At 33.0% G+C, this 24,356-nt stretch carries 19 protein-coding genes; 13 read left to right on the forward strand and 6 right to left on the reverse strand.

Translation table 11 applies throughout. The annotated features are described in order from the left end of the window. Positions 1 to 109 precede the first annotated feature (109 nt). The gene (gene dnaK / locus FUA22_RS07085) at positions 110 to 2,020 is read left to right on the forward strand and encodes a molecular chaperone DnaK (RefSeq protein ID WP_147767193.1); all 1,911 of its coding nucleotides are present in this window, start codon (positions 110 to 112) and stop codon (positions 2,018 to 2,020) included. Between the two features lie 111 nt (positions 2,021 to 2,131). Further along, a complete protein-coding gene (locus FUA22_RS07090) occupies positions 2,132 to 3,355 on the forward strand; it encodes a class I SAM-dependent rRNA methyltransferase (protein ID WP_147767194.1) in 1,224 nt (407 codons plus the stop codon). Here FUA22_RS07090 and FUA22_RS07095 read toward each other — a convergent pair. Continuing rightward, entirely contained in the window at positions 3,352 to 3,852 is a 501-nt protein-coding gene (locus FUA22_RS07095) for a nicotinate-nucleotide adenylyltransferase (RefSeq protein WP_147767195.1), read from the reverse strand. The two genes, FUA22_RS07090 and FUA22_RS07095, sit on opposite strands and share 4 nt — an antisense overlap. A gap of 179 nt (positions 3,853 to 4,031) precedes the next feature. On the opposite strand from FUA22_RS07095, the gene FUA22_RS07100 reads away from it, so the two are divergent. Both FUA22_RS07100 and FUA22_RS07105 read left to right on the forward strand, forming a co-directional pair. Next, positions 4,032 to 4,979, forward strand: a complete 948-nt coding sequence (locus FUA22_RS07100) for an NAD(P)H-dependent flavin oxidoreductase (protein ID WP_147767196.1) — start codon at positions 4,032 to 4,034, stop codon at positions 4,977 to 4,979. Between the two features lie 136 nt (positions 4,980 to 5,115). Further along, positions 5,116 to 6,528 carry a fasciclin domain-containing protein gene (locus FUA22_RS07105; protein WP_147767197.1) on the forward strand — a complete coding sequence of 471 codons (1,413 nt, stop codon included), beginning with the start codon at positions 5,116 to 5,118 and terminating at the stop codon, positions 6,526 to 6,528. A gap of 72 nt (positions 6,529 to 6,600) precedes the next feature. Here the strand turns inward: FUA22_RS07105 and FUA22_RS07110 are convergent, their stop codons facing one another. From FUA22_RS07110 to FUA22_RS07120, 3 genes are read right to left on the reverse strand one after another with little or no spacing between them, the layout of a single operon-like run. Beyond that, the gene (locus tag FUA22_RS07110; protein ID WP_147767198.1) at positions 6,601 to 7,641 is read right to left on the reverse strand and encodes a GMP reductase; all 1,041 of its coding nucleotides are present in this window, start codon (positions 7,639 to 7,641) and stop codon (positions 6,601 to 6,603) included. 57 nt (positions 7,642 to 7,698) lie between these two features. Beyond that, entirely contained in the window at positions 7,699 to 8,079 is a 381-nt protein-coding gene (locus FUA22_RS07115) for a RidA family protein (protein WP_147767199.1), read from the reverse strand. Between the two features lie 5 nt (positions 8,080 to 8,084). Then, on the reverse strand, positions 8,085 to 10,808 hold the full coding sequence (locus tag FUA22_RS07120; RefSeq protein WP_147767200.1) for a putative LPS assembly protein LptD: 2,724 nt from the start codon (positions 10,806 to 10,808) through the stop codon (positions 8,085 to 8,087). Positions 10,809 to 10,959: 151 nt separating this feature from the next. On the opposite strand from FUA22_RS07120, the gene FUA22_RS07125 reads away from it, so the two are divergent. From FUA22_RS07125 to bshA, 9 genes are all read left to right on the forward strand, one after another. Beyond that, positions 10,960 to 12,078: an N-acetylmuramoyl-L-alanine amidase family protein gene (locus FUA22_RS07125; protein ID WP_147767201.1), complete on the forward strand. Its 1,119-nt coding sequence runs from the start codon at positions 10,960 to 10,962 to the stop codon at positions 12,076 to 12,078. A 50-nt stretch (positions 12,079 to 12,128) separates the two neighbouring features. After that, complete coding sequence (locus tag FUA22_RS07130) at positions 12,129 to 13,070, forward strand: MlaD family protein (RefSeq protein WP_147767202.1); 942 nt, start codon at positions 12,129 to 12,131, stop codon at positions 13,068 to 13,070. Between the two features lies 1 nt (position 13,071). Then, on the forward strand, positions 13,072 to 14,409 hold the full coding sequence (locus FUA22_RS07135) for a (Fe-S)-binding protein (RefSeq protein ID WP_147767456.1): 1,338 nt from the start codon (positions 13,072 to 13,074) through the stop codon (positions 14,407 to 14,409). A 19-nt stretch (positions 14,410 to 14,428) separates the two neighbouring features. Beyond that, on the forward strand, positions 14,429 to 15,220 hold the full coding sequence (locus tag FUA22_RS07140; RefSeq protein WP_147767203.1) for a (Fe-S)-binding protein: 792 nt from the start codon (positions 14,429 to 14,431) through the stop codon (positions 15,218 to 15,220). A 19-nt stretch (positions 15,221 to 15,239) separates the two neighbouring features. Further along, a complete protein-coding gene (locus tag FUA22_RS07145; protein WP_147767204.1) occupies positions 15,240 to 15,854 on the forward strand; it encodes a hypothetical protein in 615 nt (204 codons plus the stop codon). 1 nt (position 15,855) lies between these two features. Beyond that, a complete protein-coding gene (locus FUA22_RS07150) occupies positions 15,856 to 16,341 on the forward strand; it encodes an ABC transporter ATPase (protein ID WP_147767205.1) in 486 nt (161 codons plus the stop codon). 76 nt (positions 16,342 to 16,417) lie between these two features. Beyond that, the gene (serB, locus tag FUA22_RS07155; protein WP_147767206.1) at positions 16,418 to 17,641 is read left to right on the forward strand and encodes a phosphoserine phosphatase SerB; all 1,224 of its coding nucleotides are present in this window, start codon (positions 16,418 to 16,420) and stop codon (positions 17,639 to 17,641) included. Positions 17,642 to 17,763: 122 nt separating this feature from the next. Further along, complete coding sequence (locus FUA22_RS07160; RefSeq protein WP_147767207.1) at positions 17,764 to 20,682, forward strand: glycoside hydrolase family 3 N-terminal domain-containing protein; 2,919 nt, start codon at positions 17,764 to 17,766, stop codon at positions 20,680 to 20,682. A 10-nt stretch (positions 20,683 to 20,692) separates the two neighbouring features. Further along, positions 20,693 to 21,829, forward strand: coding sequence for an N-acetyl-alpha-D-glucosaminyl L-malate synthase BshA (gene bshA / locus FUA22_RS07165; protein WP_147767208.1), 1,137 nt, complete (start codon positions 20,693 to 20,695; stop codon positions 21,827 to 21,829). On the opposite strand, the gene FUA22_RS07170 is transcribed toward bshA, so the two are convergent. Together FUA22_RS07170 and FUA22_RS07175 are read right to left on the reverse strand one after the other, a co-directional pair. Next, positions 21,830 to 22,201: a VOC family protein gene (locus FUA22_RS07170; RefSeq protein ID WP_147767209.1), complete on the reverse strand. Its 372-nt coding sequence runs from the start codon at positions 22,199 to 22,201 to the stop codon at positions 21,830 to 21,832. It abuts the gene before it with no gap. Positions 22,202 to 22,222: 21 nt separating this feature from the next. After that, entirely contained in the window at positions 22,223 to 24,352 is a 2,130-nt protein-coding gene (locus tag FUA22_RS07175; RefSeq protein WP_147767210.1) for a beta-N-acetylhexosaminidase family protein, read from the reverse strand. Between the last annotated feature and the right edge of the window lie 4 nt (positions 24,353 to 24,356).

Genomic DNA, 24,356 nt, shown 5'->3' on the forward strand with positions numbered 1-24,356 from the left:
TTTTGAAAGAAATATGACACTGTGTCAGCATTTTTGTAATGGCATAAAGATTGACTAATACAAATCGAGTTTAAAAAAGAACATTCAACACAATAAAGTAAAATATATTATGAGTAAAATTATTGGAATAGATTTAGGAACAACCAACTCATGCGTTTCTGTAATGGAGGGGAACGATCCTGTTGTGATCCCTAATGCTGAAGGAAAACGTACTACGCCATCGGTAATCGCTTTTGTAGAAGGCGGTGAGATTAAAGTTGGTGATCCTGCAAAAAGACAAGCTGTTACTAACCCAACAAAAACGGTTTATTCTATTAAACGTTTTATGGGGAATAAATATTCTGAGTCTAAAAACGAAGCAGAACGTGTACCATATAAAGTAGTTAAAGGAGATAATGACACGCCTAGAGTTGATATTGAGGGTAGATTATATACGCCTCAAGAATTATCGGCAATGATTCTTCAAAAAATGAAGAAAACTGCTGAAGATTATTTAGGACAAGATGTTAGTAGAGCAGTTATTACAGTACCTGCATACTTTAATGATTCTCAACGTCAAGCGACTAAAGAAGCTGGAGAAATTGCTGGATTAAAAGTAGAAAGAATTATAAATGAGCCTACCGCTGCTGCATTAGCATATGGTATGGATAAAAAAGGTACAGACCAAAAAATAGTTGTATTTGATTTTGGTGGTGGTACGCATGACGTTTCTATATTAGAATTAGGAGACGGGGTATTTGAAGTATTATCTACTGATGGTGACACGCACTTAGGTGGTGATGATGTAGATGAAAAAATAATTAACTGGTTAGCAGACGAGTTTAATGCTGAGGAGAATATGGATTTAAGAAAAGATCCAATGTCACTTCAACGTTTAAAAGAAGCTGCTGAGAAAGCTAAGATTGAGTTATCATCTTCTGCACAAACGGAAATTAACTTACCTTATATTACAGCTACAGCTAGTGGACCAAAACACTTAGTACGTACATTAACACGTTCTAAATTTGAGCAATTAATTGACGATTTAGTAAAACGTACTATTGAGCCATGTGCGGCTGCATTAAAAGCTGCTGGTTTAAGCAAAAGTGATATTGATGAAGTTATATTAGTAGGTGGTTCTACACGTATTCCTGCTGTACAAGAAGCGGTTGAGAAATTCTTTGGAAAAACACCAAGTAAAGGTGTAAACCCTGACGAAGTAGTATCATTAGGTGCTGGAATCCAAGGTGGTGTATTAACTGGAGATGTAAAAGATGTATTGTTATTAGATGTAACGCCATTATCTCTTGGTATTGAAACTATGGGTAACGTATTCACTAAATTAATTGAAGCGAATACTACCATTCCTACTAAGAAATCTCAAGTATTCTCTACAGCTGCTGATAATCAGCCATCTGTTGAAATTCACGTGTTACAAGGTGAAAGACCAATGGCTGCAGATAATAAAACAATTGGACGTTTCCATTTAAGTGATATTCCACCAGCAAGACGTGGTACACCTCAAATTGAAGTAACGTTTGATATTGATGCCAATGGTATCATTAAAGTATCTGCGGAAGATAAAGCAACTGGTAAGAAACAAGATATTAGAATTGAAGCCTCTTCTGGTTTAAGTGAGGAAGAAATTCAAAAGATGAAAGCTGATGCTGAAGCAAATGCAGAGGCAGATGCTCAAGCTGCTGAAAATGCTAAGAAATTGAATGAAGCAGATTCTATGATTTTCCAAACTGAAAAGCAATTGGAAGAGTTTGGTGATAAATTATCAGATGATAAAAAACAACCAATTCAAGAAGCTTTAGAGGAATTGAAGAAAGCTTATGAAACTAAAGACATTGCGGTTATTGACCCTGCTTTAGAGAAAATTAACGAAGCTTGGAAAGTAGCTAGTGAAGAAATGTATAAAGCTCAAGCCGAAGCTCAACAAGCTGGTGGTACTCAACCAGGGCCAGATGCAGGAGCAGGAGCTGATACTAACGAAGGAAGCGACGTTGAAGACGTAGACTTCGAGGAAGTAAAATAAAAATAGGCTAGAAGTCGGAAGACTGAAGCATTAAGCATAAAACGCAACTCAAAGAGTTGCGTTTTTTTATAACTTATAAAACTATACTTTTGAATATGTAACTAAAAATTTATGTCATTTATTTCAAATATTAAATCAAATTATAATCCAAAACGTTTGGCTGTTAAACTTAATGCAAAAGGAGAGCAATTTGTTGTTAAAAAACATCCTTGGGTATTTTCAAATAGTATAGTGAAAATTAATGATAATGCACATACAGGTGATTTAACAATTGTTTTTAGTAAGAATAAAAACAAAGTCATAGGTTTAGGATTGTATGATGCCAATTCTCCAATACGCATTAAAATGATTCATTTTGAAACAACACAAGTAGATGAATCATTTTTCCTTAATAAAGTTGAAACTGCTTTTGAAAAACGATTAGAATTACTTCAGACAAATACTAATAGTTACCGCTTATTGTTTGGAGAAAATGATGGTTTTCCAGGACTAATAGCCGACGTTTATAATACTGTTTTGGTAGTAAAATTATATTCCGAGATTTGGTTGCCTTACTTGCAAGCTATTTTACAAAGCTTACAAAAAGTTTCTGAAACTGAAACCATTGTTATTAGGTTAAGTAGAAACCTTCAACAATCAAATAATCATGAATTAAATGATGGAGAAGTTGTTTATGGTTCTTTAAAGAATGAAGTGGTTCAGTTTGTTGAGCACGGGGTGAGGTTTTCCGCAAATGTTATTTTAGGACATAAGACAGGTTATTTTTTAGATCATAGAGAAAATAGGAGGCTAGTAGGAGGATTTAGCAAAGGGAAAAGGGTATTAGATGTTTTTTCTTATGCTGGTGGTTTTTCAGTTCATGCCTTATATAATGATGCTCAAGAAGTTACTAGTTTGGATATAAGCAAGCAAGCCCTTGAAATAGCCATTGAAAATGGAAAGTTGAACGACTACAATGGAAAGCATATTACCATTGCGGGAGATGCTTTTTCGGAACTTAAAAGGTTGATAAACAACAACAAAACTTATGATGTTGTAGTAATTGATCCACCAAGTTTTGCTAAACAACAATCGGAAATTGAGTTAGCTAAAAAGAAATATGCTCAATTGGCTGAATTAGGTGAAAAACTTACATCTAAAAATGGATTGCTAGTATTAGCATCCTGCTCATCAAGGGTAGTGGTACAGTCTTTTTTCGATATAAACCTTCAAACCTTTCGAAAACAAAAAAGGGTGTTCAAAAATATTTTAAACACCCAGCATGATATAGACCATCCAGTAACTTTTCCAGAGGGTTCTTATTTAAAATGTGCTTACTATCGTTTTAAAGATTAGATAAACTCGCCCTTTTCGTTTGTCCTAACAGAGATGACTTTATCTTCGTTTTTAATTTTAACTTTATATTCCTTTTTTAATGCATCATCATCGCAGTGATATTTAATCAAATAAACATCTTCAACAATAGCCCAATTTGGAAAACGTGCAGAAATAGCTTGCATAACTTCTAACGGTAATCTAACGTTATTATACTTTTCTATTGTTCTAATAATTTTACCACTTTTGTCTATGGCAGCAACAATCTTTCCTTCTGGAATGTAGAATGAAACTCTGTAAGTCTCATATTCATCGTCATAAAGTTGGGATATGTCTGAATTATTATAGTTTAATACAGCTTCTTCAAGAACCTTTACCCGTAGAGGGGCGTCATCTGAATCTTTGGCATTTAAGTATTGATAATTTACAGAAATAACTGTGTTAGGCAATTCGATGGTTTGAGCGTAAACCTGTAAGACAATGATGAAAGAGATAATGCTCAGAATTATTTTTCTCATGGCATATATGTTTTGTATTAATGAACTCAAAAATAACTATGCATGCATAATAAAACAATGATATATGTCATATAATCAGATAATTAGAATTTTTTATATAGCTTACTTTTTCTAAGTAATTGAGTATAAGTTGCTATGCATGCATAATATTTTTATATTTGTGAAAATATATTTTTAAAATGAAGGGAGAGCTAACAGAATTACTTAAAATTAAGTATCCTATAATTCAGGCACCCATGTTTTTGGTGTCAAATGTAGATATGGTGACTGAAGCAATGAAGAGTGGTATAGCAGGTTGTATTCCAGCATTGAATTACAGAACTCTTGAAGAATTACGCTCTGCACTTAAAAGTCTAAAAAAAGAAAAGATTGAAGGCGGATCATTCGGATTTAATCTAATAGTCAATAAATCTAATGTTAAATATATAAAGCAATTAGAAGTCATTTGTGAAGAAGGTTGTGATTTTATAATAACCTCGTTGGGTAGTCCTGAAGAAACTATTAAACAAGCTCATAGAGTCGATATTAAGGTTTTTTGTGATGTTGTTGACTTAAAGTTTGCTAAAAAGGTTGAAGGATTGGGAGCGGATGCTATAATTGCTGTAAACAATCAGGCTGGTGGACACCGTGGGAATAAGTCTCCCAAAGAACTCATAAATGAATTAAGTTCAAATTGTTCTATTCCTATAATATCTGCTGGAGGGGTAGGTTGTAATGAAGATGTATTGAGAATGTTAAGTTATGGTGCAGCTGGTGTTTCTGTAGGTAGCCCGTTTATTGCATCAGTTGAAGCAAATGTTACAAATGAATATAAACAAGCTTGTGTTACATATGGAGCTAAAGATATTGTTATGACCGAGCGTATTTCTGGAACACCATGTACAGTAATAAATACGCCCTATGTTAAAAAGATTGGCACTAAGGCTACGTGGATTGAAAATTTGCTTAATAAAAACCGTAAGTTCAAAAAATGGGTAAAGATGATTCGATTTTCTATTGGAATGAACGCTACAAAAAATGCTGCTACTAAGGCCACTTATAAAACTGTTTGGGTAGCTGGACCTAGTATTGAACACACTAATGAAATTTTGCCGACACAAGACATTGCAAACAGATTAATAGGATAGTTAAATCTGAAATTTAGTTTTTAAAGCACGCATTTAAGCGTGGTTTTTTTGCACTTTGTCTAATATGTTTAATAAAAAAACAAAAAAGTTAAACAAATATATTATGTTTATGAAAAATTAAAAAATATTAAACAAAATGAAAACATTATTAACAGTAAATCGACTCCCAAAAATCTACTTGTACTTCCTTTCAGCTATGTTAATTTGTTTAGTAAACTTTTCATGTAGTAATGAAGAAGTAGAAACAAATGATATTGCATATGACTTACCTAACATAGTAGAATTACTTGATAGTTTTGGTGGAGATCAAGAGGTTTCAGCGAAAAGTGCTAGTTATAAAGGCGACTATGGAGCTCCTACCTTTGAAGTTTTAAGTAAGGCTTTGGCGAGGACAAAATTAGCAAGTACTGTTTCAAGGAACAGGCTCACCGTTTTTGCTCCAACAGATGAGGCCTTTGCAGAATTAGGAATTACAACCAAAAATATAACTGAGGTTGATAACCTAGCAGATATACTTCTATATCATGTTATTGGAATGCCTGTTTACAGTACACAACTAGAAAATGGAGCTGTTCCTACAGCAAACGGAACAGATGTCGTTATAAATATAGACAATGGTGTCCTTGTAAACAATGCTATAGTCACAATGGCCGATATGAAAGCAAGAAATGGAGTTATTCACGTAATTGATAGTGTTCTTTTTCCTCCAACTATGAGCATAGCTGGTATAGCCTCAACTAACCCGGATTTTTCAGTTTTACTTGCAGCAGCTGTACATGCTAATTTAGCTGGAGCTTTAGGTGATGATATACCTGAAACTGTTTTTGCTCCAACAAATCAGGCATTTATAGATTTCTTAGGTGTAGCTGATACTCAGGCTGCCATATCTACAATAAATAGCCTGGATCCAATGGTTGTAGCAAGCATTTTAAAATATCATATTGTTGGTGGTTATGTTTTTAGTAATCAATTGAGTAATGGGTTTGTTTCAACTGCAAATGGCGCTGCTGTTGAAGTTGATTTAAGTATGGGAGTCATGATTAATGATGCTAATGTTGTTATGCCTAATGTTCAAGCAACTAATGGAGTAGTGCATGTAATTGATAAAGTATTATCACCACCAACAATGAATTTAGTTGAAACTGCTGCAAGTTTTGCTCCAGAATTCTCATTACTGCTTGAGGCAGCAACCAATGCAGGGTTAGGAGATACTTTATCTATGGGAGGACCCTTTACTGTTTTTGCTCCAACAAATCAAGCTTTCTTAAATTACTTGCAATTAACAGATATAGAAGAAGCTAAAGCTGTAATTCAAAGTCTTGATACTACAATTTTAACGGATATACTATTATATCACGTAGTTGCAAGTCGTGTATATTCTAGCGATTTATCCAATGGCATGGTACCAACATTGTCAGGGAATAATATAGATGTAAATCTCGATATGGGAGTAATGATAAATGATGCTAGTGTAGTTACTCCAAATGTCCAATCTACCAATGGAGTGATACATGTAATTAATAAAGTATTGGTTCCACCGTCATCATAGAATGTTAAAAGTTTTAGTTTGATTGAGTTAGTTAGAAAAGGGTATTACAAGTAATTTTTGTAATACCCTTTTTTATTTTGAATAAGTTCTATTTTCTTGTTCAGCAACTCTAATAAAAGTTGTTCTTTTAGTAAGTTCTTTTAAACGCTTAGCACCCACATAAGTGCAAGTACTTCTTAACCCTCCTAAAATATCTTGAATTGTTGAATTAACTTCACCTCTATAAGGGACCTCAACTGTTTTTCCTTCACTTGCTCTATATTCAGCAACTCCACCAATATGTTTATCCATAGCCGTAGAAGAACTCATTCCATAAAACTGTCTATATGGTTTGCCGTTTCTTTCTATTGTTTTTCCACCACTTTCATTATGCCCCGCTAGCATACCACCAAGCATTACAAAATCTGCTCCAGCACCAAAAGCTTTTGCTATATCACCAGGAATAACACAGCCACCGTCGCTGATAATTTGTCCTCCTAATCCATGTGCTGCATCAGCACATTCTATTATTGCCGAAAGCTGAGGATAGCCTACACCTGTTTTCACCCTTGTCGTACATACAGAACCTGGTCCAATGCCTACTTTTACAATATCGGCTCCAGAAAGCAAAAGCTCTTCTACCATTTCTCCAGTAACAACGTTTCCTGCTATGATTGTTTTATCCGAATATTTTTCTCTGGTTTTTTTTACGAATTCGGCAAAATGTTCTGAATAACCATTAGCTACATCAATACAAATAAATTTTAAATAAGGATTAAATTTTAAAACCTCAGCTAATTTTTCAGAATCTTGTTCACTTATCCCAGTGCTAATGGCAATATAATCTTCAATATTGTCAGGTAAGTTTGTAGAAAAAACATTCCAATCTGACACAGAATAATGCTTATGAATGGTAGTAAAAAGTCCTTTTTCGGATAGAGCTTTAGCCATTTCAAAAGTACCAACTGTATCCATATTTGCAGCCATAATTGGTATGCCCGACCAAGAATGAGGACTGTGTAAAAATTTAAAATCACGCTGTAAATCAACCTGAGACCTACTTTTTAGAGTAGATCGTTTTGGACGAATCATAACATCTTTAAATCCCAATTTTATATCATATTCTATGCGCATAGTATTTTGAGTTAATGGCTTCACTCAAAATTAACTGTTTTAAGGTAAAAAGGAAAATTATTTAACCGCAATCATGCTAATTTCAACATTAACATCTTTTGGTAATCTTGCTACCTGAACGGTTTCTCTAGCTGGGGCTGTATTTTCGTTAAAATAACTGCCATACACTTCGTTTATTAAAACAAAGTCATCCATATTACTTATAAAAATAGAAGTCTTAACCACATTCTCAAAAGTCATATCTGCAGCTTCCAAAACAGCTTTTAAATTTTGCATGACTTGAGTAGTTTCAGATTTAATATCATCTAAAACCATTTCGCCTGTATTTATATTTATGCCAATTTGACCAGACATATAAAGCGTGTCATTACTCAATACAGCTTGGTTGTATGGCCCAAGAGGTGCTGGAGCTTTTGAAGTTCTAATTATTTTTTTCATGCCAATTATAATTGTTGATCTGGTTGTCTACGTTTTTCGTATTTTAAATCTTTTAAAATACTAGATGAAATTCCAATGAAGAAATTCCAAGAAGCTCTATCACTAAAAGGAATCCAAGTAAAATTCATATTCCAACTCTCAAGCTCTCGCTGAAAACGAAATTGCGTATAGGTAAATCCTTGGTTTTTTAGATCATAACCTGATGATGCACCAATAGACCACTTTTCAGTTAAATCTATATCGCCAGAAAACATTAGAGAATGTGATGAAATTTCACTTTGTCGTCTGGAGTTAGCATAATTTACGGCATAAGCCAGACGCAAACTCCATGGTATTTTGTGATTATAAAATTTAGAAGGCTCTTTATTTTCGTCACCTTTATCTTTTTCTTGATTTCTGTTTAATTGTTGATTAGCAAAATCCATGTTTTTGGGTAATACGTCATCAGGATTATCGGCACCAACATCGTTGCTATCACTTTTCTTTTTTCCCTTATTCTTATTAGATAAAGACCAACTTGCTGTTAAGTTTGCGCTTGTAAGTCTAAATAAGCTACCACCATTATCAATATTAAACTTATTAATTTTTGCATTGTTATTATCTAAAGCATATGGGTCTAATGTAGCACCAAAATTTATACTCATTTGGTTTTGGAACAGTTGCGTGCTTCCGCTTACTCTTACAGGACTCCATTGCAAGGAGTCTGCTGCAAAATTATACGCGGATGAAAAGTTAAAACTATTAAGAAGCTTTATTTTTTTAGGTTCTGTGGCAGTACTATCGGAGTCTTTTACTTTAGCTTCTAAATTATTAGCAATAGAAATGCCCATTGAACTTGAGAAATTCTTGTTAGGAGAACCAAAAATAGAGCCATCAAACCGAGAGTATTCCAAACTACTTTGTAATGCCTCTAATTCTCCAGAAGTTAAACCATCGGCATTTATTACTTCAGCAGTTTCATAGTATTTATCAAATGAAGGATTGATGTTATAACTAATAGAAGGTCTCATTACATGTCTTATAGCCTTTAATTTAGTGTCTTTTCCTTCCTTTTCAAAATTAAACATTCCATAAACAGTAGTACCTATACTTGTACTAAAATTATAGGTTCTAAAAGAATCAAAACCCTTTAAGTCTTCTGTTGTAGTTTGTCTTGTAGAATAATCATAAGTGTCTTTAACTGTATTAAAAGTCCAAACTTCATTAAAGCTTGTACTAGCGCTCACACTAAAATGTTTAAATACTTTAAAGTTAGTACTCAATGGTATAGTATGTTGAAATCCAGCTCTTGCCTCATCAAACATTTCTTTTTTAAAGAAAAGAGAATCTGTAGTCTGGATTCTATTTTCTCCCCTAACATTGTACTGTAGATTAACATTTTGAATGATACCTTTTTTTGAGCCTGATTTAGATGCAAATGGATACATTCTACCTACACTTCCTTGGAATGTTGGAAGTGTCATATTAATGGTCTCCGTATTGGTGTTTTGAGAATGTGTAGCTGTTAAACTATAGTTGACTTGAGGTTCGCCCTGAAAAGTTTTAGAATAAGAAACTGAGGATGATAATGTATTTGTTAAATAGTTACTACCTGAGTTAATTTGATTAATTGATGACCGATAATAAGTGCTACTACCCAAGTTAACGGAAGCTGAAAACCTTGAACTTGGATTAGCTTTTGAATCCTGACTATGTGACCACCTTAAATTATAGATAGTGTTTCTTGAGTAGTCTGGAAAACCACGTTCACTTGTAATTAAATTTTCATATCTAAATGCTACATTTCCTCTAAACCGATATCGTTTGGAGTATGTGCTTTCTAAACGTGTACCATAACTTCCGTTGGTGTAGTAATCACCTAAAACCGCTAAATCTACATAATCGTTAATAGCAAAATAATAACCACCATTTTGCAAAAAGTAACCGCGATCATTTTGCTCGCCAAAGGTTGGAATAATAATTCCAGATGTATGTTTTTCGCTTTGCGGGAAAAAACTGAAAGGCAACCACACAGGAGTTGGTACATCATAAATATATAATCCTGCAGCACCAGTTACAATCTTTTTACCAGGAACAATTTTGGCTTTTAAAAGCCTAATATAATAATCTGGATCTTCTATATTTTGGGAGGTAGTGTATTTTGCATTTTTAATAAAATATACAGAGTCATTTTCCTTTTTAGTAAGACTAGCTATAACTGTTCCTTCCCCTTGTTCAGTAACAGAATTATAAATAAGGGCTTTTTTACTGTCTGTATTAAAAATAATGGAGTCTGGTTCAACTACATTACTACCTTGAGTAAAAACAGGCTTTTGAGTATAACCTTCAATAGTGTCTGTTATACCTTTTGCGTAAACAATATTTTTGTTATAATCAATAATTATACTACCAGCACTTATATTCATATCACCATAATCAATCTTTGCATTATTATATAAATATAGTTTTTGCTTTTTCTGATTGAATCTTGTGTAGTCCGTTGCCGTATATTTAACAATATTTTCTAAAAGTTCTTTGGGTTTTATAGAATCAGTTACTGTGGAGTCTTGACTTTTTTCAGATATTTCAGGTGTCTCTAAGTTGATTTTTTCTGTGTCTTGAATCAAAGTATCTTTAACCGCAGTATCAATTGTCACACCTTTTTTGGGGATGTCTTGACCGAAGCTAAACGTGTTAATAAACACTGTAAAACTTAGAGCAAAAAGTATTTTAATGTTGTTTTTATGCAACGCTTTTAATGTATTTTTGTAAAAGTATGGCTCGGTTTTTGAAATGCCAAAATTACATATATTTTTTCTGTGATTGATTTAAAAATTAAAATAAAATCTACACTAAAAAAAGTAAAATAATAAACTGAGTTTTTTAGACGTTAAAACATTTATGCAAACGTACAGATTATCACTTTTCGTATTATTTTTTTCAGTATTAACATTTTCTTTTGATATGACTCTTTATGGTCAGTCATCTTCAGATTCGTTTGTAATTATGATAGATCCAGGTCATGGAGGTAGAGATTCGGGAACTCCTGGAACAGGCAGATATAAAACTACCGAAAAAGATATAGCATTAGATGTATCTTTAGCTTTGGGTAAAATGATACAACAGAAGTTGCCAAATATAAAAGTTGTTTACACAAGAGATAAAGATGTTTTTCCATCTTTGAATGGTAGGGCAGTTGTAGCTAATAAAAAGGATGTTGATTTGTTTATTTCAATTCATTGTAATGCACAACCAGGGAAAAAAGGAACAGCCTATGGCTCAGAAACCTATGTTCTGGGTACTACTAAGAACAAACAGAATTTAGAAGTAGCAAAGCGAGAGAATAGTGTAATTGCTTTAGAGGATAATACAGAAGTTTATAAAGATTTTAATCCTAATTCCCCAGAGTCTTTATTAGGTTTAATGATTGCACAGGAGGAGTATTTAGATCATAGTATAAAACTGGCACGTTATATAGAAGACGAATTTCAAACTACAGGTAAACGTAGAAGTAGAGGGGTTAAACAAAATATTTTTTACGTTTTAGCTTATACGTATATGCCCAGTGTTTTAGTTGAGTTAGGTTTTCTAACACATAAAAAAGAGGAAGAATTTTTAAACTCAAAACGTGGTAAAGATATAATGACCAAGTCTTTATTTAATGCTCTTGAAAAATACCTTAAATACCTAAATATAGATGGTCACAGCGTTGTTTTTGTTGAAGAAACTAGCGCAGTACAAGCTTCTAGTAATGTTGAGTTTAAAGTGCAGATAGCAGCTAGCTCTAAGGCTTTAGAAACAAAACCATATAATTTTAAAGGTTTAAATAACATAACAAGAAATTATGATGAAAACCGTAAGTTATACAAATATTATTATGGCGGGGCTTCTGATTATAATGAGATTTTAAGATTAGAGAAGGAAGCTATTAATAAGGGTTATAAATCTAGTTTTGTTGTTGCCTTTAAAGACGGAAAGAAGATTGCCTTAGTAGATGCTTTAAAAACAACTACTAATTAAGTCTGTTCTTTTTAAATTTATTTTAAATTTGTTTTTCAAACACTTGTATTTTGAAAATATCTAAAGAAGTAAAAACAGCTGTATTAGTTATATCAGGAATAGTTCTTTTAATTTTTGGTTTTAATTATTTAAAAGGTCAAAATCTACTAGATTCTTCTCGAACTTTTTATACAGAATATCATAATGTTGAGGGTTTAACCCCTTCAATGCCAGTAACAATAAGTGGTAAGGTTGTTGGGAAAGTATCTAATATTAAATTTAAAAACGATGGTTCTGCAGATTTAATTGTTGAACTTTTAGTTGATAGTGATTTTGAATTTTCAAAAAATAGTAAAGCAGAATTATACGAAACAGGATTAATAGGAGGTAAAGCCATTGCTATTGTTCCTTCTTTTGATAAATCTGAAAATGCTAAAGATGGTGATTGGCTAATAGGAGCTGTAAAAGCTGGTTTAAGTGAATTGGTTAATCAAAAATTAACACCACTTCAAGAAGATTTAGGCTCTATGTTGAAAAATGCAGACTCTTTGCTTCAAAATATAAACGATGTTTTTGACGAAAAAACTAAGGCGAATTTAAGAAGTAGTATTGGTGGATTAAATGAGATTATTTCCAATTTTAAAGAAACTTCAAAATCAATTGACGCTCTAGTTATTATTAATAAGAGTAAACTGGATAACACTTTGAGTAATGTTGATAATATTTCTGCTAACTTCTCTAAAGTATCAGACTCTATTGCAAATACTAATATTGCAGAAACTATAAATAATTTAGAATCTACTTTAAATAAATTCAATGGTATTCTTGCTAATTTAGAAAATGGTGAAGGTTCAATGGGTAAATTGTTGAAAGACGAAACATTGTATAATAATCTGGAGGGTGCCACAGGAGAGTTAGAGGCGCTCTTAAAAGATGTTAAGCTTCATCCAAAACGTTATTTTAGAATTCTTTCTAAAAAAGAAATTCCTTACTCAGAAGAAGAAAACAACTAGTATGCAGTATTTGCCAAACATGATTTTTGCAATCATCCTTATAATTGCAATTGGTTTTTTTGTTAAAAACGTAAAAAAACTAATTAGAAACATTAAACTAGGACTAGATGTAGATGTAAGTGATAATAAATCGCAACGGTTAAGAAACATGACTATGATTGCCTTTGGGCAAAGTAAAATGGTACGACGCCCTATTGCGGGGTTTTTGCATGCTATTGTATATGTTGGATTTATTGTTATTAATATCGAAGTTATAGAAATTATTATTGATGGCCTTTTTGGAACACACAGAGTTTTTGCTTTTTTAGGAACCTTTTATGACGTTCTTATTGGTTCTTTTGAGGTTTTTGCACTATTAGTTCTAGTTGCGGTAATAGTTTTTTGGATTCGTAGAAATATTATTAAGCTCAAACGTTTTTGGAAAAATGAAATGACTAGTTGGCCTAAGAACGATGCCAACTATATATTGTATTTCGAAATGGTTTTAATGTGTTTGTTTTTAATAATGAATGCTGTAGATCAAACCATTCAAATAATGCCTGGAACTCCAGAGAATCATTATGTTGAGGCAGGAAGCTACCCGATAAGTCAATTTTTAGTGCCATTATTTCAAGGGTTTAATTTTGAAAGTGCCGTTATTGTAGAGCGTGCAGCTTGGTGGCTACATATTGTGGGGATTTTAATCTTTTTAAACTATCTATATTATTCAAAGCATCTACATATTCTACTCGCATTTCCAAATACTTATTTTGGAAGTTTAAAACCAAAGGGCCAAGTAAATAACTTAGAAGCTGTCACAAAAGAAGTGAAAATGATGATGGATCCTAGTGTTGATCCGTTTGCGGCTGCCCCAGAAGGAGCTGAAGAAGAGGTGCCTGCAAAATTTGGTGCTAGTGATGTACAAGATCTTAGTTGGGTACAATTGCTAAGTGCTTATACTTGTACAGAGTGCGGAAGATGTACTTCATCTTGTCCAGCAAATTTAACAGGAAAGAAACTGTCTCCTAGAAAGGTTATGATGGATACACGTGATCGATTAGAAGAAGTTGGTAAAAATATTGATGCTAATAATGGTGTGTTTAAAGATGATGGGAAACAGTTATTAGGTGATTATATTTCTCATGAAGAATTGTGGGCATGTACCACATGTAATGCTTGTGTAGAGGAATGTCCTATAAGCATTAACCCATTGTCAATTATTCTTGAAATGCGCCGTTACCTGGTTATGGAACAATCTGCGGCACCATCAGAGTTGAATAATATGATGTCCAATATTGAGAATAATGGAGCGCCATGGCCATATAACCAAATGGATCGTTTAAACTGGAAAAACGAATAATCAAAATAACCAAGTAAGCATGAGTGATGAACTTAAAGTGCCAACAATGGCAGATTACATGGCAGAAGGCAAGCAACCTGAGGTTTTGTTTTGGGTAGGTTCTGCAGGAAGTTTTGATGATAGAGCAAAGAAAATAACTAAAGCGTTTGTGAAAATTCTAAATAAGGCAAATGTTGATTTTGCTGTATTAGGAACTGAAGAAAGTTGTACAGGAGATGTAGCTAAACGTGCCGGAAACGAGTTCTTATTTCAAATGCAAGCTTTAATGAATATTGAAGTTCTGAATGCTTACGAAGTAAAAAAGATTGTAACCTGTGATCCGCATTCCTTTAATTGTTTAAAGAATGAATACCCAAGCCTGGGAGGTAATTATGAAGTAGTACATCATACGCAATTTATTCAAGATCTTATTGCTTCAGGTCGATTAGAGGTAGAAGGCGAATTATATAAAGGAAAGCGTATAACATTTCATGACCCTTGTTATTTAGGTAGAGCCAATAATGAATATGATGCACCTAGAACTGTGTTGGAGAGTACCAAGGCAAATATTGTTGAAATGAAAAGGCATAAGCTAAATGCCTTATGTTGTGGAGCAGGTGGAGCCCAAATGTTTAAAGAACCCGAAAAAGGTGATATGGATATTAATGTTTTGAGAACAGAAGATGCCTTAAAAACTAAACCAAATATTATTGCAACTGGTTGTCCGTACTGTAATACCATGATGACTGACGGCATTAAAGCCAAAGAAAAAGAAAAAGATGTAGCAGTTTTAGATATTGCTGAATTGATTGCTAATAATGAAAACCTTTAATTTTACAAATTTATAGCATATGAAACCCTACTTATTATTTTTTTCACTTGCGTTTTGGAGTATTACAAATGCTCAAAAGATTGATTCAAAAGACGCTCTTTTAAATAAAATTGCCCAAGAAACTTGTGAATGTGTTAATAAGAAAAATTTGAATGAATTGGGAATTTCTTCGTCTCAAATAGAATTAGAATATGGTTTATGTGTAATGGAAAGCTATGGCAAGAATAAAAAAAATGCAGATAAATTTTTAGAGATTTCTTTTGATGATGAAGAATCATTAGAAAGCTTAGGAGTTGAAGTAGCATTAAAAATGATGACCTATTGCTCAGAATTTATGATGAAACTGGCTGGAGATTATGCAGCGGATGAGTTCGAAGAAGCTAAGAATGATATTGTAGTTGTGGGGTTTATAGCAAATGTTGAGAAATCTCAATTTAATATTATTGAATTAAAGGATACCGATAATAGAACACAAAAACTATTATGGTTAGAATTTTTCGAAGGTGAAAACCAATTAAGTGATTTAGGCAAATTGAAAAATAAAAAAGTTAGAGTCACCTATCAAGAAAGAGAAATGTATGACCCAAAAATTGGAGATTACCGTAATTTTAAAGTAATAAAGAAAATTAAATAGTATGCTAGTTGACTTTAATACATTGCCAGAAGAATCAAGAGTTTGGATATACCAAGCAAATAGATCTTTTACAGAACAAGAAATACAAGAAATAGAATCAAAATTGGATACTTTCATAGAAAATTGGACAGCTCATGGTGGTGATTTACATTCAGGCTATCTCATTAAATATAAGCGTTTTATCGTATTAGGTTTAAATCAGAATTTAAATACTGCTACCGGATGTTCTATTGATGCCTCAGTAAACTTTATTCAACAATTAGAAAAGCAATATAATGTTGATTTAATGGACAAGATGAACGTATCCTACAAGCAGGGTGAGTTTATTGCCTACAAATCATTGACTGAATTTAAGAAAATGGCCAAGGATAGAGCTATTTCTAAAAACACCATTGTTTTCAATAATTTAGTAAATAATATTGCTGAGTTTAACGAAAATTGGGAAGTTCCTGCTAGTGAAAGTTGGCACAATAGATTTCTTAATTAATAATTCACTTTATTAACTTTCATAATTCAAATAGAATAGTGATTTTTGCAGCTTTCACAGCGTAAACAATATACTTATGGCTAAAGAAATTTTCTTATTAAACATTTCAGGACAAGATAAACCAGGGTTGACTTCAGGATTAACTTCTGTTTTGGCAGAATATGGTGCTAAGGTTTTAGATATTGGACAGGCAAATATTCATGACACCCTTTCCTTAGGAATAATGTTTGAAATTGAATCAGGAAAAAAGTCTGCAGCTGTATTAAAAGATTTATTGTTTAAAGCATATGAGTTAGGAATTACAGCTAAGTTTAATCCTATTTCTCTTACTGATTATGAAGACTGGGTGAATCTTCAAGGAAAAGACAGGTATATTGTTACCATTTTAGGAGAAAAATTAGCCGCTGAACAAATATCTGAGGTTACAAAAATTGTTTCTGACAAAGGACTAAATATTGATTCTATAAAGCGTTTAACAGGACGTTTATCTTTGATAAAAACCGAAGAATATCCAAGAGCTTCCATACAATTATCTATTAGAGGAAGAATTGACAATAAAGCCGAATTCACTGAGAAATTCATGCAAATTTCACATGATTTAGATGTTGATATAGCCTTCCAAGAAGATAATATTTACCGAAGAAACAGGCGTTTGGTTTGTTTTGATATGGATTCAACTTTAATTCAAACTGAAGTTATTGATGAACTTGCAGAATTAGCAGGTGTTGGTGAACAAGTAAAGGCTATTACTGAATCTGCGATGCAGGGTGAAATTGATTTCAATGAAAGTTTTGAAAAGCGCATGAAGCTTTTAAAAGGCTTAAGCGAAGATGTATTGCAAAATGTTGCTGTTAATTTACCAATTACCAAAGGAGCTAGAAGGCTTATAGATACTTTAAAAAGTTACGGCTTTAAAACGGCAATTTTATCTGGTGGATTTACTTATTTTGGTCATTATTTACAAAAGGAGTTAGGAATAGATTATGTCTATGCTAATCAATTAGAAATTAAAGACGGTGCTTTAACGGGTAATTACATTGGAGATATTGTAAATGGTGAGAAAAAGGCAGAATACCTTTTAGATATTGCTAATAGGGAAGGTATAAATATCAGTCAAACTATTGCTGTAGGTGATGGTGCCAATGATTTGCCTATGCTTAATCTAGCAGGTTTGGGAATTGCTTTTCATGCGAAACCTACTGTTAAAGACAATGCGCAAAGTTCAATTTCTAGTATAGGTTTAGACGGTGTATTGTACTTATTGGGATACCACGATAGGCATATAGATTTAATTGAGTAGTTTCAGTTAATTTCTTCTTTATAAAACTATCTTAAAGTCTTTTTATCTTCTTGCTAAAAGTAGTATTTTGGCATGATTATTAGTATTATTAATTTAATATTAATCTGCTTAACAAATCTATTATGCGTCAAATCCTAATTGCTATATGTTCTCTTTTTGCCTTTATTAACCTACAGGGGCAAACAACATCTAATCCATTGCTTTCAGAAGAGGTAGAAGCTCAAAAGAAATGGGTTGATAGTGTTTATAGCTCATTAACTTTAAGGGAAAAAGTAGGACAGCTTTATATGGTTCAGGTTATGTCTAATCAGGATGCTGTAACAAAAAACAAGATTGTAAAGCTAATACAAGACCATAAAATAGGTGGTATTATTTATTCAAATGGAGGTCCTATAAAACAGGCTAAATTGAATAATGAGCTACAATCCATGTCAAAAATCCCCATGCTTATAGGAATGGATGCAGAATGGGGACTAAATATGCGTTTAGATTCAACATATGCCTTTCCTTGGAATATGACGCTTGGTGCTATTAAGGATAATGATTTAATAGAAAAAACAGGTAAGCATATTGGAGAACACTGCAAGCGATTAGGGGTTCATTTTAATTTTGCACCTGTGGTAGATATAAATACCAACCCAGAGAACCCTATTATTGGGAATAGATCTTTTGGTGAAAGTAGAGATAATGTTACTGAAAAAGCTTTAGCTTTTATGGCAGGTATGCAAGGAGCTGGTGTTTTAGCTAATGCCAAGCATTTTCCAGGTCATGGTGACACCGACCAAGATTCTCATAAAACGCTACCAACAATTAGTTTTGATGCAAAACGAATCGACTCAGTTGAGTTGTATCCTTATAAGAAACTTATTAGAAAAGGGCTCTCAAGTGCAATGGTAGCGCATTTAAATGTTCCTAGCTTAGAGAGTAAATTCGGTTACCCATCGTCGCTATCAAAAAATATTGTAAGCAATATTTTAAAAGATTCCTTAGGTTTTCAAGGACTTATTTTTACTGATGCCTTGACTATGAAAGGTGCAGCGGATTTTGACTTAATAGGTGAAATTGATGTGGCAGCTTTTAAAGCGGGAAATGATGTTATGTTAATGTCAGAAGATGTTGAAGTTGGTATTTTAAAAATTATACGAGCCTATAATGATGGTGAAATTTCAGAAACACGCTTAGAACATTCGGTTAAAAAGATTCTTCAGGCTAAATATAAGGTAGGACTTCATAATTATGAGCCTATAGAATTATCCAATTTGAAAGAGGATTTGAATAGGATAGAAGATGATATTTTGTATGAAGAGCTCATTGAAAATGCTATTACAGTTCTTAAAAATGAAAGCAATTTGCTTCCATTGAAGCATTTGGAAACTAAAAAGATAGCCTATGTGCAATTGGGAGATGATAGTGGTTCAGCTTTTTTAAATGAACTAAAAAAATACACTAAAGTTCATCATGTAAAAGCAACAAAACTTGATGAATTAATGAGTAAATTAAAAGCTTATAATACGGTGGTTATTGGGCTACATAGATCTAATGAGAACCCTTGGAAATCATTTAAGTTTACTAATAAAGAATTGGTTTGGTTACAGGAAATTGCTAGAACTCACAATGTTGTTTTAGATGTATTTGTAAGACCATACACTTTAATCGATTTAAAAACGATTAAAAATATTGAAAGTATTGTAGTTAGCTATCAAAACAGTGAGATAGCCCAAAGAAAATCCGCACAAATTTTATTTGGAGCGTTAGAAGTTAAAGGTGTTTTACCAGTTTCATCAGGCGATTTTTTTAAGGTTGGTGATGGCATAAAAATTAATGCTATTAAACGTTTAGGTTATTCTAGACCAGAACGCGTTGGTATGAGCTCAATGAAATTGGAAAAGGTTGATTCTGTGGCTCAATATGCTGTAGATGCTCAAATGACACCAGGTATTCAATTATTAATCGCGAGAAAAGGCAAAGTAATTTATAACAAAAATTTTGGAAAACACACCTATAACGGAAAAACCAAAGTTGGCTATGACAATATATATGATGTGGCCTCTTTAACAAAGATTTTAGCTACTTTACCTTTGTTGATGGAATTAGTGGAGCAAGGAATTGTATCATTAGATAGTAAATTATCAGAAATATTACCAGAGTATAAAGGTTCAAATAAGGAAGATATAACCATTAAGAAAATGTTATCTCACTATGCTAGGTTGCGTCCATGGGAACCTTTTTATTATCATACTTTAGACTCAATCACTAAAAAGCCAAGTGACTCGTATTACAGGAAAACCAAGACAGAAAAATTTAATATTGAAGTCACTAAAAATTTGTATTTAAGATCTGATTATCAAGACTCTATTCAAAGAATAATCAAAGATTCAGAATTATTAGATAGGTTAAGGTATCGCTACAGTGATTTTCCATATTATATTTTAAAGAAATTTATTGAATCTCATTACGACAAAGGTTTGGACAACTTGGTACAAGAACATTTTTATCAGTCTTTAGGGGCTAATAACACTTTGTACAATCCTTACTATAAAATTAGTAACAAGAAGATTGTACCAACAGAGATTGATGATTATTATAGGCATCAAAAGGTTCACGGTTTTGTGCATGATATGGGAGCAGCTATGCAGAACGGAGTTGGAGGGCACGCTGGCGTTTTTAGCAATGCTAATGACGTAGCTAAAATTATGCAAATGTTTTTGCAAAAAGGCTTTTATGGAGGCAAACGCTATTTAAAACCAGAAACAATTGATAAGTTTAATACTTGTTATTTTTGTGAAAAAGACAATAGGAGAGGTGTAGGGTTTGATAAACCTCAACTTGATGAAGAAGGACCTACATGTGGTTGTGTATCAATGACAAGTTTTGGGCATTCCGGTTTCACTGGAACTTATGCGTGGGCAGATCCTGAAGAAGAATTAGTGTATATATTTCTGGCCAACAGAACCTACCCAAAAGCTGGAAAGAATTTGTTGCTAAGAGAAAATATACGAACAGAAATTCAACGCTTTATTTATGAAGCTATTGAAAACTAAAAGTAAATAAATGAATATAGGAATTGTTTGTTATCCTACATTTGGAGGAAGTGGAGTAGTAGCCACAGAACTTGGTTTAGAATTATCTAAGCGTGGACATGAAATTCATTTCATAACATATAACCAACCTGTACGTTTAGAATTGGTAAGCCATAATGTGCATTATCATGAGGTAAATGTTCCAGAATATCCATTGTTTCACTATCAACCCTATGAATTGGCTTTGTCTAGTAAATTGGTTGATATGGTAAAACTTCACAATATTGAAATCTTACATGTACATTATGCTATCCCGCATGCTTATGCTGCATATATGGCTAAGAAAATGTTGATGGAAGAGGGCATTAATGTGCCCATTGTAACTACACTTCATGGAACTGATATCACCTTAGTTGGAAGTCATCCGTTTTATAAACCTGCTGTAACCTTCAGTATTAATAAATCTGATGCGGTTACTGCTGTTTCAAAAAATTTAAAGGATGATACCATTCGATTATTCGATATAAAAAATGACATTCATGTAGTGCCTAATTTCATAGATTTAGATAAATACAATCATGAATTTACAGACTGTCAGCGTGGAATGATGGCTAGCGATAATGAAAAAATAATTACTCATATTAGTAATTTAAGACCTGTTAAGCGTGTACAAGATGTTATAAGTGTATTTTATAACATTCAAAAAGAAATGCCGGCGAAATTGATGTTTATTGGTGAAGGACCTGAAAAAGAAAATGTTGAAAGACGTTGTGAGGAATTAGGGATTATAGATAAAGTAATTTTCTTTGGAAGAAGTAATGAGATTGATAAAATTCTTTGCTTCAGTGATTTATTTTTACTGCCTTCTTTAACAGAGAGTTTTGGTTTAGCAGCTTTAGAGGCTATGGCTTCTGGAGTACCAGTTATTTCAAGTAATACTGGTGGGATTCCAGAAGTTAATATTAATGGTTTTTCTGGTTTTTTAAGTGATGTTGGTGATGTGGAAGATATGACTAAGAACGCACTTCATATTTTAAGTGATGCTAATAGGTTAAAAACTTTTAAGGATAATGCTAGGACACAATCTTTAAAGTTTGATTTGCATGAAATAGTGCCACAATATGAAGCTATTTATGAAGATACACTTACCAAGTGTCTAGTATTGTAGTTAAACGTGCTGATCAATAAGTACAGCATTTCCATCGGGATCTAAAACCACTAAACTTGCTGGTCCAGATGAAGATTCATCGGCTTCATTTTCAAGTTTAATGTCATTTGATTTTAAGTGCTTTTGAATATCTCTAACATCATCAAATTGCTCTAAAGTATTAGCGTTTTCATCCCAACCTGGATTAAAGGTAAGAATGTTGTTTTCAAACATGCCCTGAAATAAGCCAACTAATGCATTTCCGTTTTTCATTATAAGATAGTTTCTTTCAATATCTCCGGCAAAAACTGTAAAACCTAAAGTTTCGTAAAATTGTTTTGACTTGTGAATGTCTTTAACAGCAAGACTTATAGAAAAAGCACCTAGTTTCATGTATTTTTAATTATCTGAAATTTAATTCATGTTTCGGGCAATTTCGACATCGTTTTCCACATCCTTCAATATTACATTAACATCAAAATTGCCTGTTCGTGCTAACATTTGGGGTTTGTTATTTTTATCTTGAATTTTTGCATAAACCTTCCATTGCCCAACGCAATCTTCTAAAAGAAGAATAGCTTTATTTTTGTTTTCAATGTTTTTATTTTTTTTGAATTGAGCTAATTCCGTTGCTGCTTCAATTTTGGAAGCGTAATACAGTCCTAGATAAGACATAGATTGAAGATCTTCTAGTAATGATTTTAATTCTACCGAGCTACTATTAGTTTGAAGTTCATTAACTTGAATTAATGTTTTAGTAGCATAGGAGCGAATCTGTGAAGCAATTTCAAAGGGTGTGGTTTTCTCTGATTTTGGATTTTCAGCATATTGTTTTGGACTTAAAACACCGCTATCTTTAAGAGTAGGGTTCGATATAAAACGATTCACATCATGGAATCCATTTCTCGCATCAATACAAGCTTCTACAGACCATTGATAATCCCAGTCATTCCAGTGATAGCAATTTACAGCTGGAATAATTTTTGAAGCCATTTGCCAAACAGTATAAAGTTTCTGAGCATTTGCTTCAGGAAAATGTTTGCCTATCTTGTGAATAAAAAAGTCTGAATCTAATGTGTTGTTATAAGCTAACCGTCCCCATAACATAAATTTATACCAATGCTTATCTACTTCCAACTTGCCAGCCAAATCTGGCTTTTTACTATTAAATTCACGCCCCCAGAAATAACCATCAGACCCCATGTAAAACCCAGCAGTGTGTTCTAATTGGAAATGATTTATAAAGTCTCGAACATACTCAGGATCTCCCCATCTGTGAACAAATATATCATCGTTTCTGAGATTCCACCAAGATTTAAGTCCGTACTCTTTCATGTTTTCTATATGTCCTTTTGCAAAGTTTGGGGTTGGAGTTGAGTACAAACGGGCTTTAGCATATTTAAAACTAGCCTCAAATGAATCCGGAAACTCCGTCCAATATTTAAAAATCTTATCCATATTGGTATTCCAAACACGGTGGATAAAATCTACCTTACGCTCTGGCATATCTATTTTAGCTTCTATAATTCCCAAACCATAAGTTTCCCAAATCCATTGTTCACGTGTATAAAGTCCGGCATCATCCATCATATGTTCTCCAGCAGTAACTCCGATACCCTTCACATGGGGATAGGTTTTTAGAAACGTTTTCACGGCATCACGGTAATATGATACGTTGATAGGATTATCCATTTGATTGTTAATACCATGCTTTCCCGGTTTTTCATCCCATAAAGGTTGTCCATAAGTTCTGTAAAAGGGTTCAACAGGGTTTGCTGCTCCGTTTGCGCATAAGTTCCAGTTGAAATAATAAATGTCAATTCCACGGTTATGAGCATGTTGCATCACCTTTTGCCAAAACGCTATTTTTTCATCAATTCTTATTTTCTTTACAACCTTCAAATTCTCAACTACGTTTCGTGAAACCATTTGAGGTTCTGCCCATTCGTTCTCCTTCCCGGTTGGTTTTAACGTAGTTATGCAAATATCATCTAAAGCCACATTAGGAAAATTATGTTGTTTAATCATGGATGGAAATGGATGTGGATTCCAGAGTGTTAATATGTTGAATCTATTTATTGCCATTTGATCAAGGTGTGCTTTCCAGAAATCCCATTCCCATACAGTATCAATATTCATTTGAGCCGCATCACCCGTGTCATCATACCCAGGTGTTCTTGCATCAAGCGGAATATTCATTTTAAGCCCTCGCTTTAGAATGTATGGAGAATGTGAGGTATGTTTTATCTTTCCGTAAAGTTCTAACTGTTCCGCAACCTCAAGACCTCCATACATTAACCCTAAATCATCAGAAGCATATACTATGACTTTATCATTATTTACATCAATCTCATAGGCCTGTTTTTCATAAATGTCTTTTTTAAGTTTGAAAAAAATGTTTCTGTATACAGTACTGTCTGTAATCTGATCCTGAATTTTAGATACAGCAAAGGACACTTTAGGGTTATTGCTATCGTAATCTATTTTAGACTGATTATTGCATGATACAATAATGCTGAATAAGAAAAAAAGAATTGCTTTCATGTAA

Source organism: Seonamhaeicola maritimus, assembly GCF_008056315.1.
GTDB lineage: Bacteria > Bacteroidota > Bacteroidia > Flavobacteriales > Flavobacteriaceae > Seonamhaeicola > Seonamhaeicola maritimus.

Excerpts from the sequence above, each read along its gene's own strand:
- dnaK (WP_147767193.1), top strand. The coding sequence starts at position 110 with ATGAGTAAAATTATTGGAATAGATTTAGGAACAACCAACTCATGCGTT.
- FUA22_RS07090 (WP_147767194.1), top strand. The coding sequence starts at position 2,132 with ATGTCATTTATTTCAAATATTAAATCAAATTATAATCCAAAACGTTTG.
- FUA22_RS07095 (WP_147767195.1), bottom strand. The coding sequence starts at position 3,852 with ATGAGAAAAATAATTCTGAGCATTATCTCTTTCATCATTGTCTTACAG.
- FUA22_RS07100 (WP_147767196.1), top strand. The coding sequence starts at position 4,032 with ATGAAGGGAGAGCTAACAGAATTACTTAAAATTAAGTATCCTATAATT.
- FUA22_RS07105 (WP_147767197.1), top strand. The coding sequence starts at position 5,116 with ATGAAAACATTATTAACAGTAAATCGACTCCCAAAAATCTACTTGTAC.
- FUA22_RS07110 (WP_147767198.1), bottom strand. The coding sequence starts at position 7,641 with ATGCGCATAGAATATGATATAAAATTGGGATTTAAAGATGTTATGATT.
- FUA22_RS07115 (WP_147767199.1), bottom strand. The coding sequence starts at position 8,079 with ATGAAAAAAATAATTAGAACTTCAAAAGCTCCAGCACCTCTTGGGCCA.
- FUA22_RS07125 (WP_147767201.1), top strand. The coding sequence starts at position 10,960 with ATGCAAACGTACAGATTATCACTTTTCGTATTATTTTTTTCAGTATTA.
- FUA22_RS07135 (WP_147767456.1), top strand. The coding sequence starts at position 13,072 with ATGCAGTATTTGCCAAACATGATTTTTGCAATCATCCTTATAATTGCA.
- FUA22_RS07140 (WP_147767203.1), top strand. The coding sequence starts at position 14,429 with ATGAGTGATGAACTTAAAGTGCCAACAATGGCAGATTACATGGCAGAA.
- FUA22_RS07145 (WP_147767204.1), top strand. The coding sequence starts at position 15,240 with ATGAAACCCTACTTATTATTTTTTTCACTTGCGTTTTGGAGTATTACA.
- FUA22_RS07150 (WP_147767205.1), top strand. The coding sequence starts at position 15,856 with ATGCTAGTTGACTTTAATACATTGCCAGAAGAATCAAGAGTTTGGATA.
- serB (WP_147767206.1), top strand. The coding sequence starts at position 16,418 with ATGGCTAAAGAAATTTTCTTATTAAACATTTCAGGACAAGATAAACCA.
- FUA22_RS07160 (WP_147767207.1), top strand. The coding sequence starts at position 17,764 with ATGCGTCAAATCCTAATTGCTATATGTTCTCTTTTTGCCTTTATTAAC.
- bshA (WP_147767208.1), top strand. The coding sequence starts at position 20,693 with ATGAATATAGGAATTGTTTGTTATCCTACATTTGGAGGAAGTGGAGTA.
- FUA22_RS07170 (WP_147767209.1), bottom strand. The coding sequence starts at position 22,201 with ATGAAACTAGGTGCTTTTTCTATAAGTCTTGCTGTTAAAGACATTCAC.
- FUA22_RS07175 (WP_147767210.1), bottom strand. The coding sequence starts at position 24,352 with ATGAAAGCAATTCTTTTTTTCTTATTCAGCATTATTGTATCATGCAAT.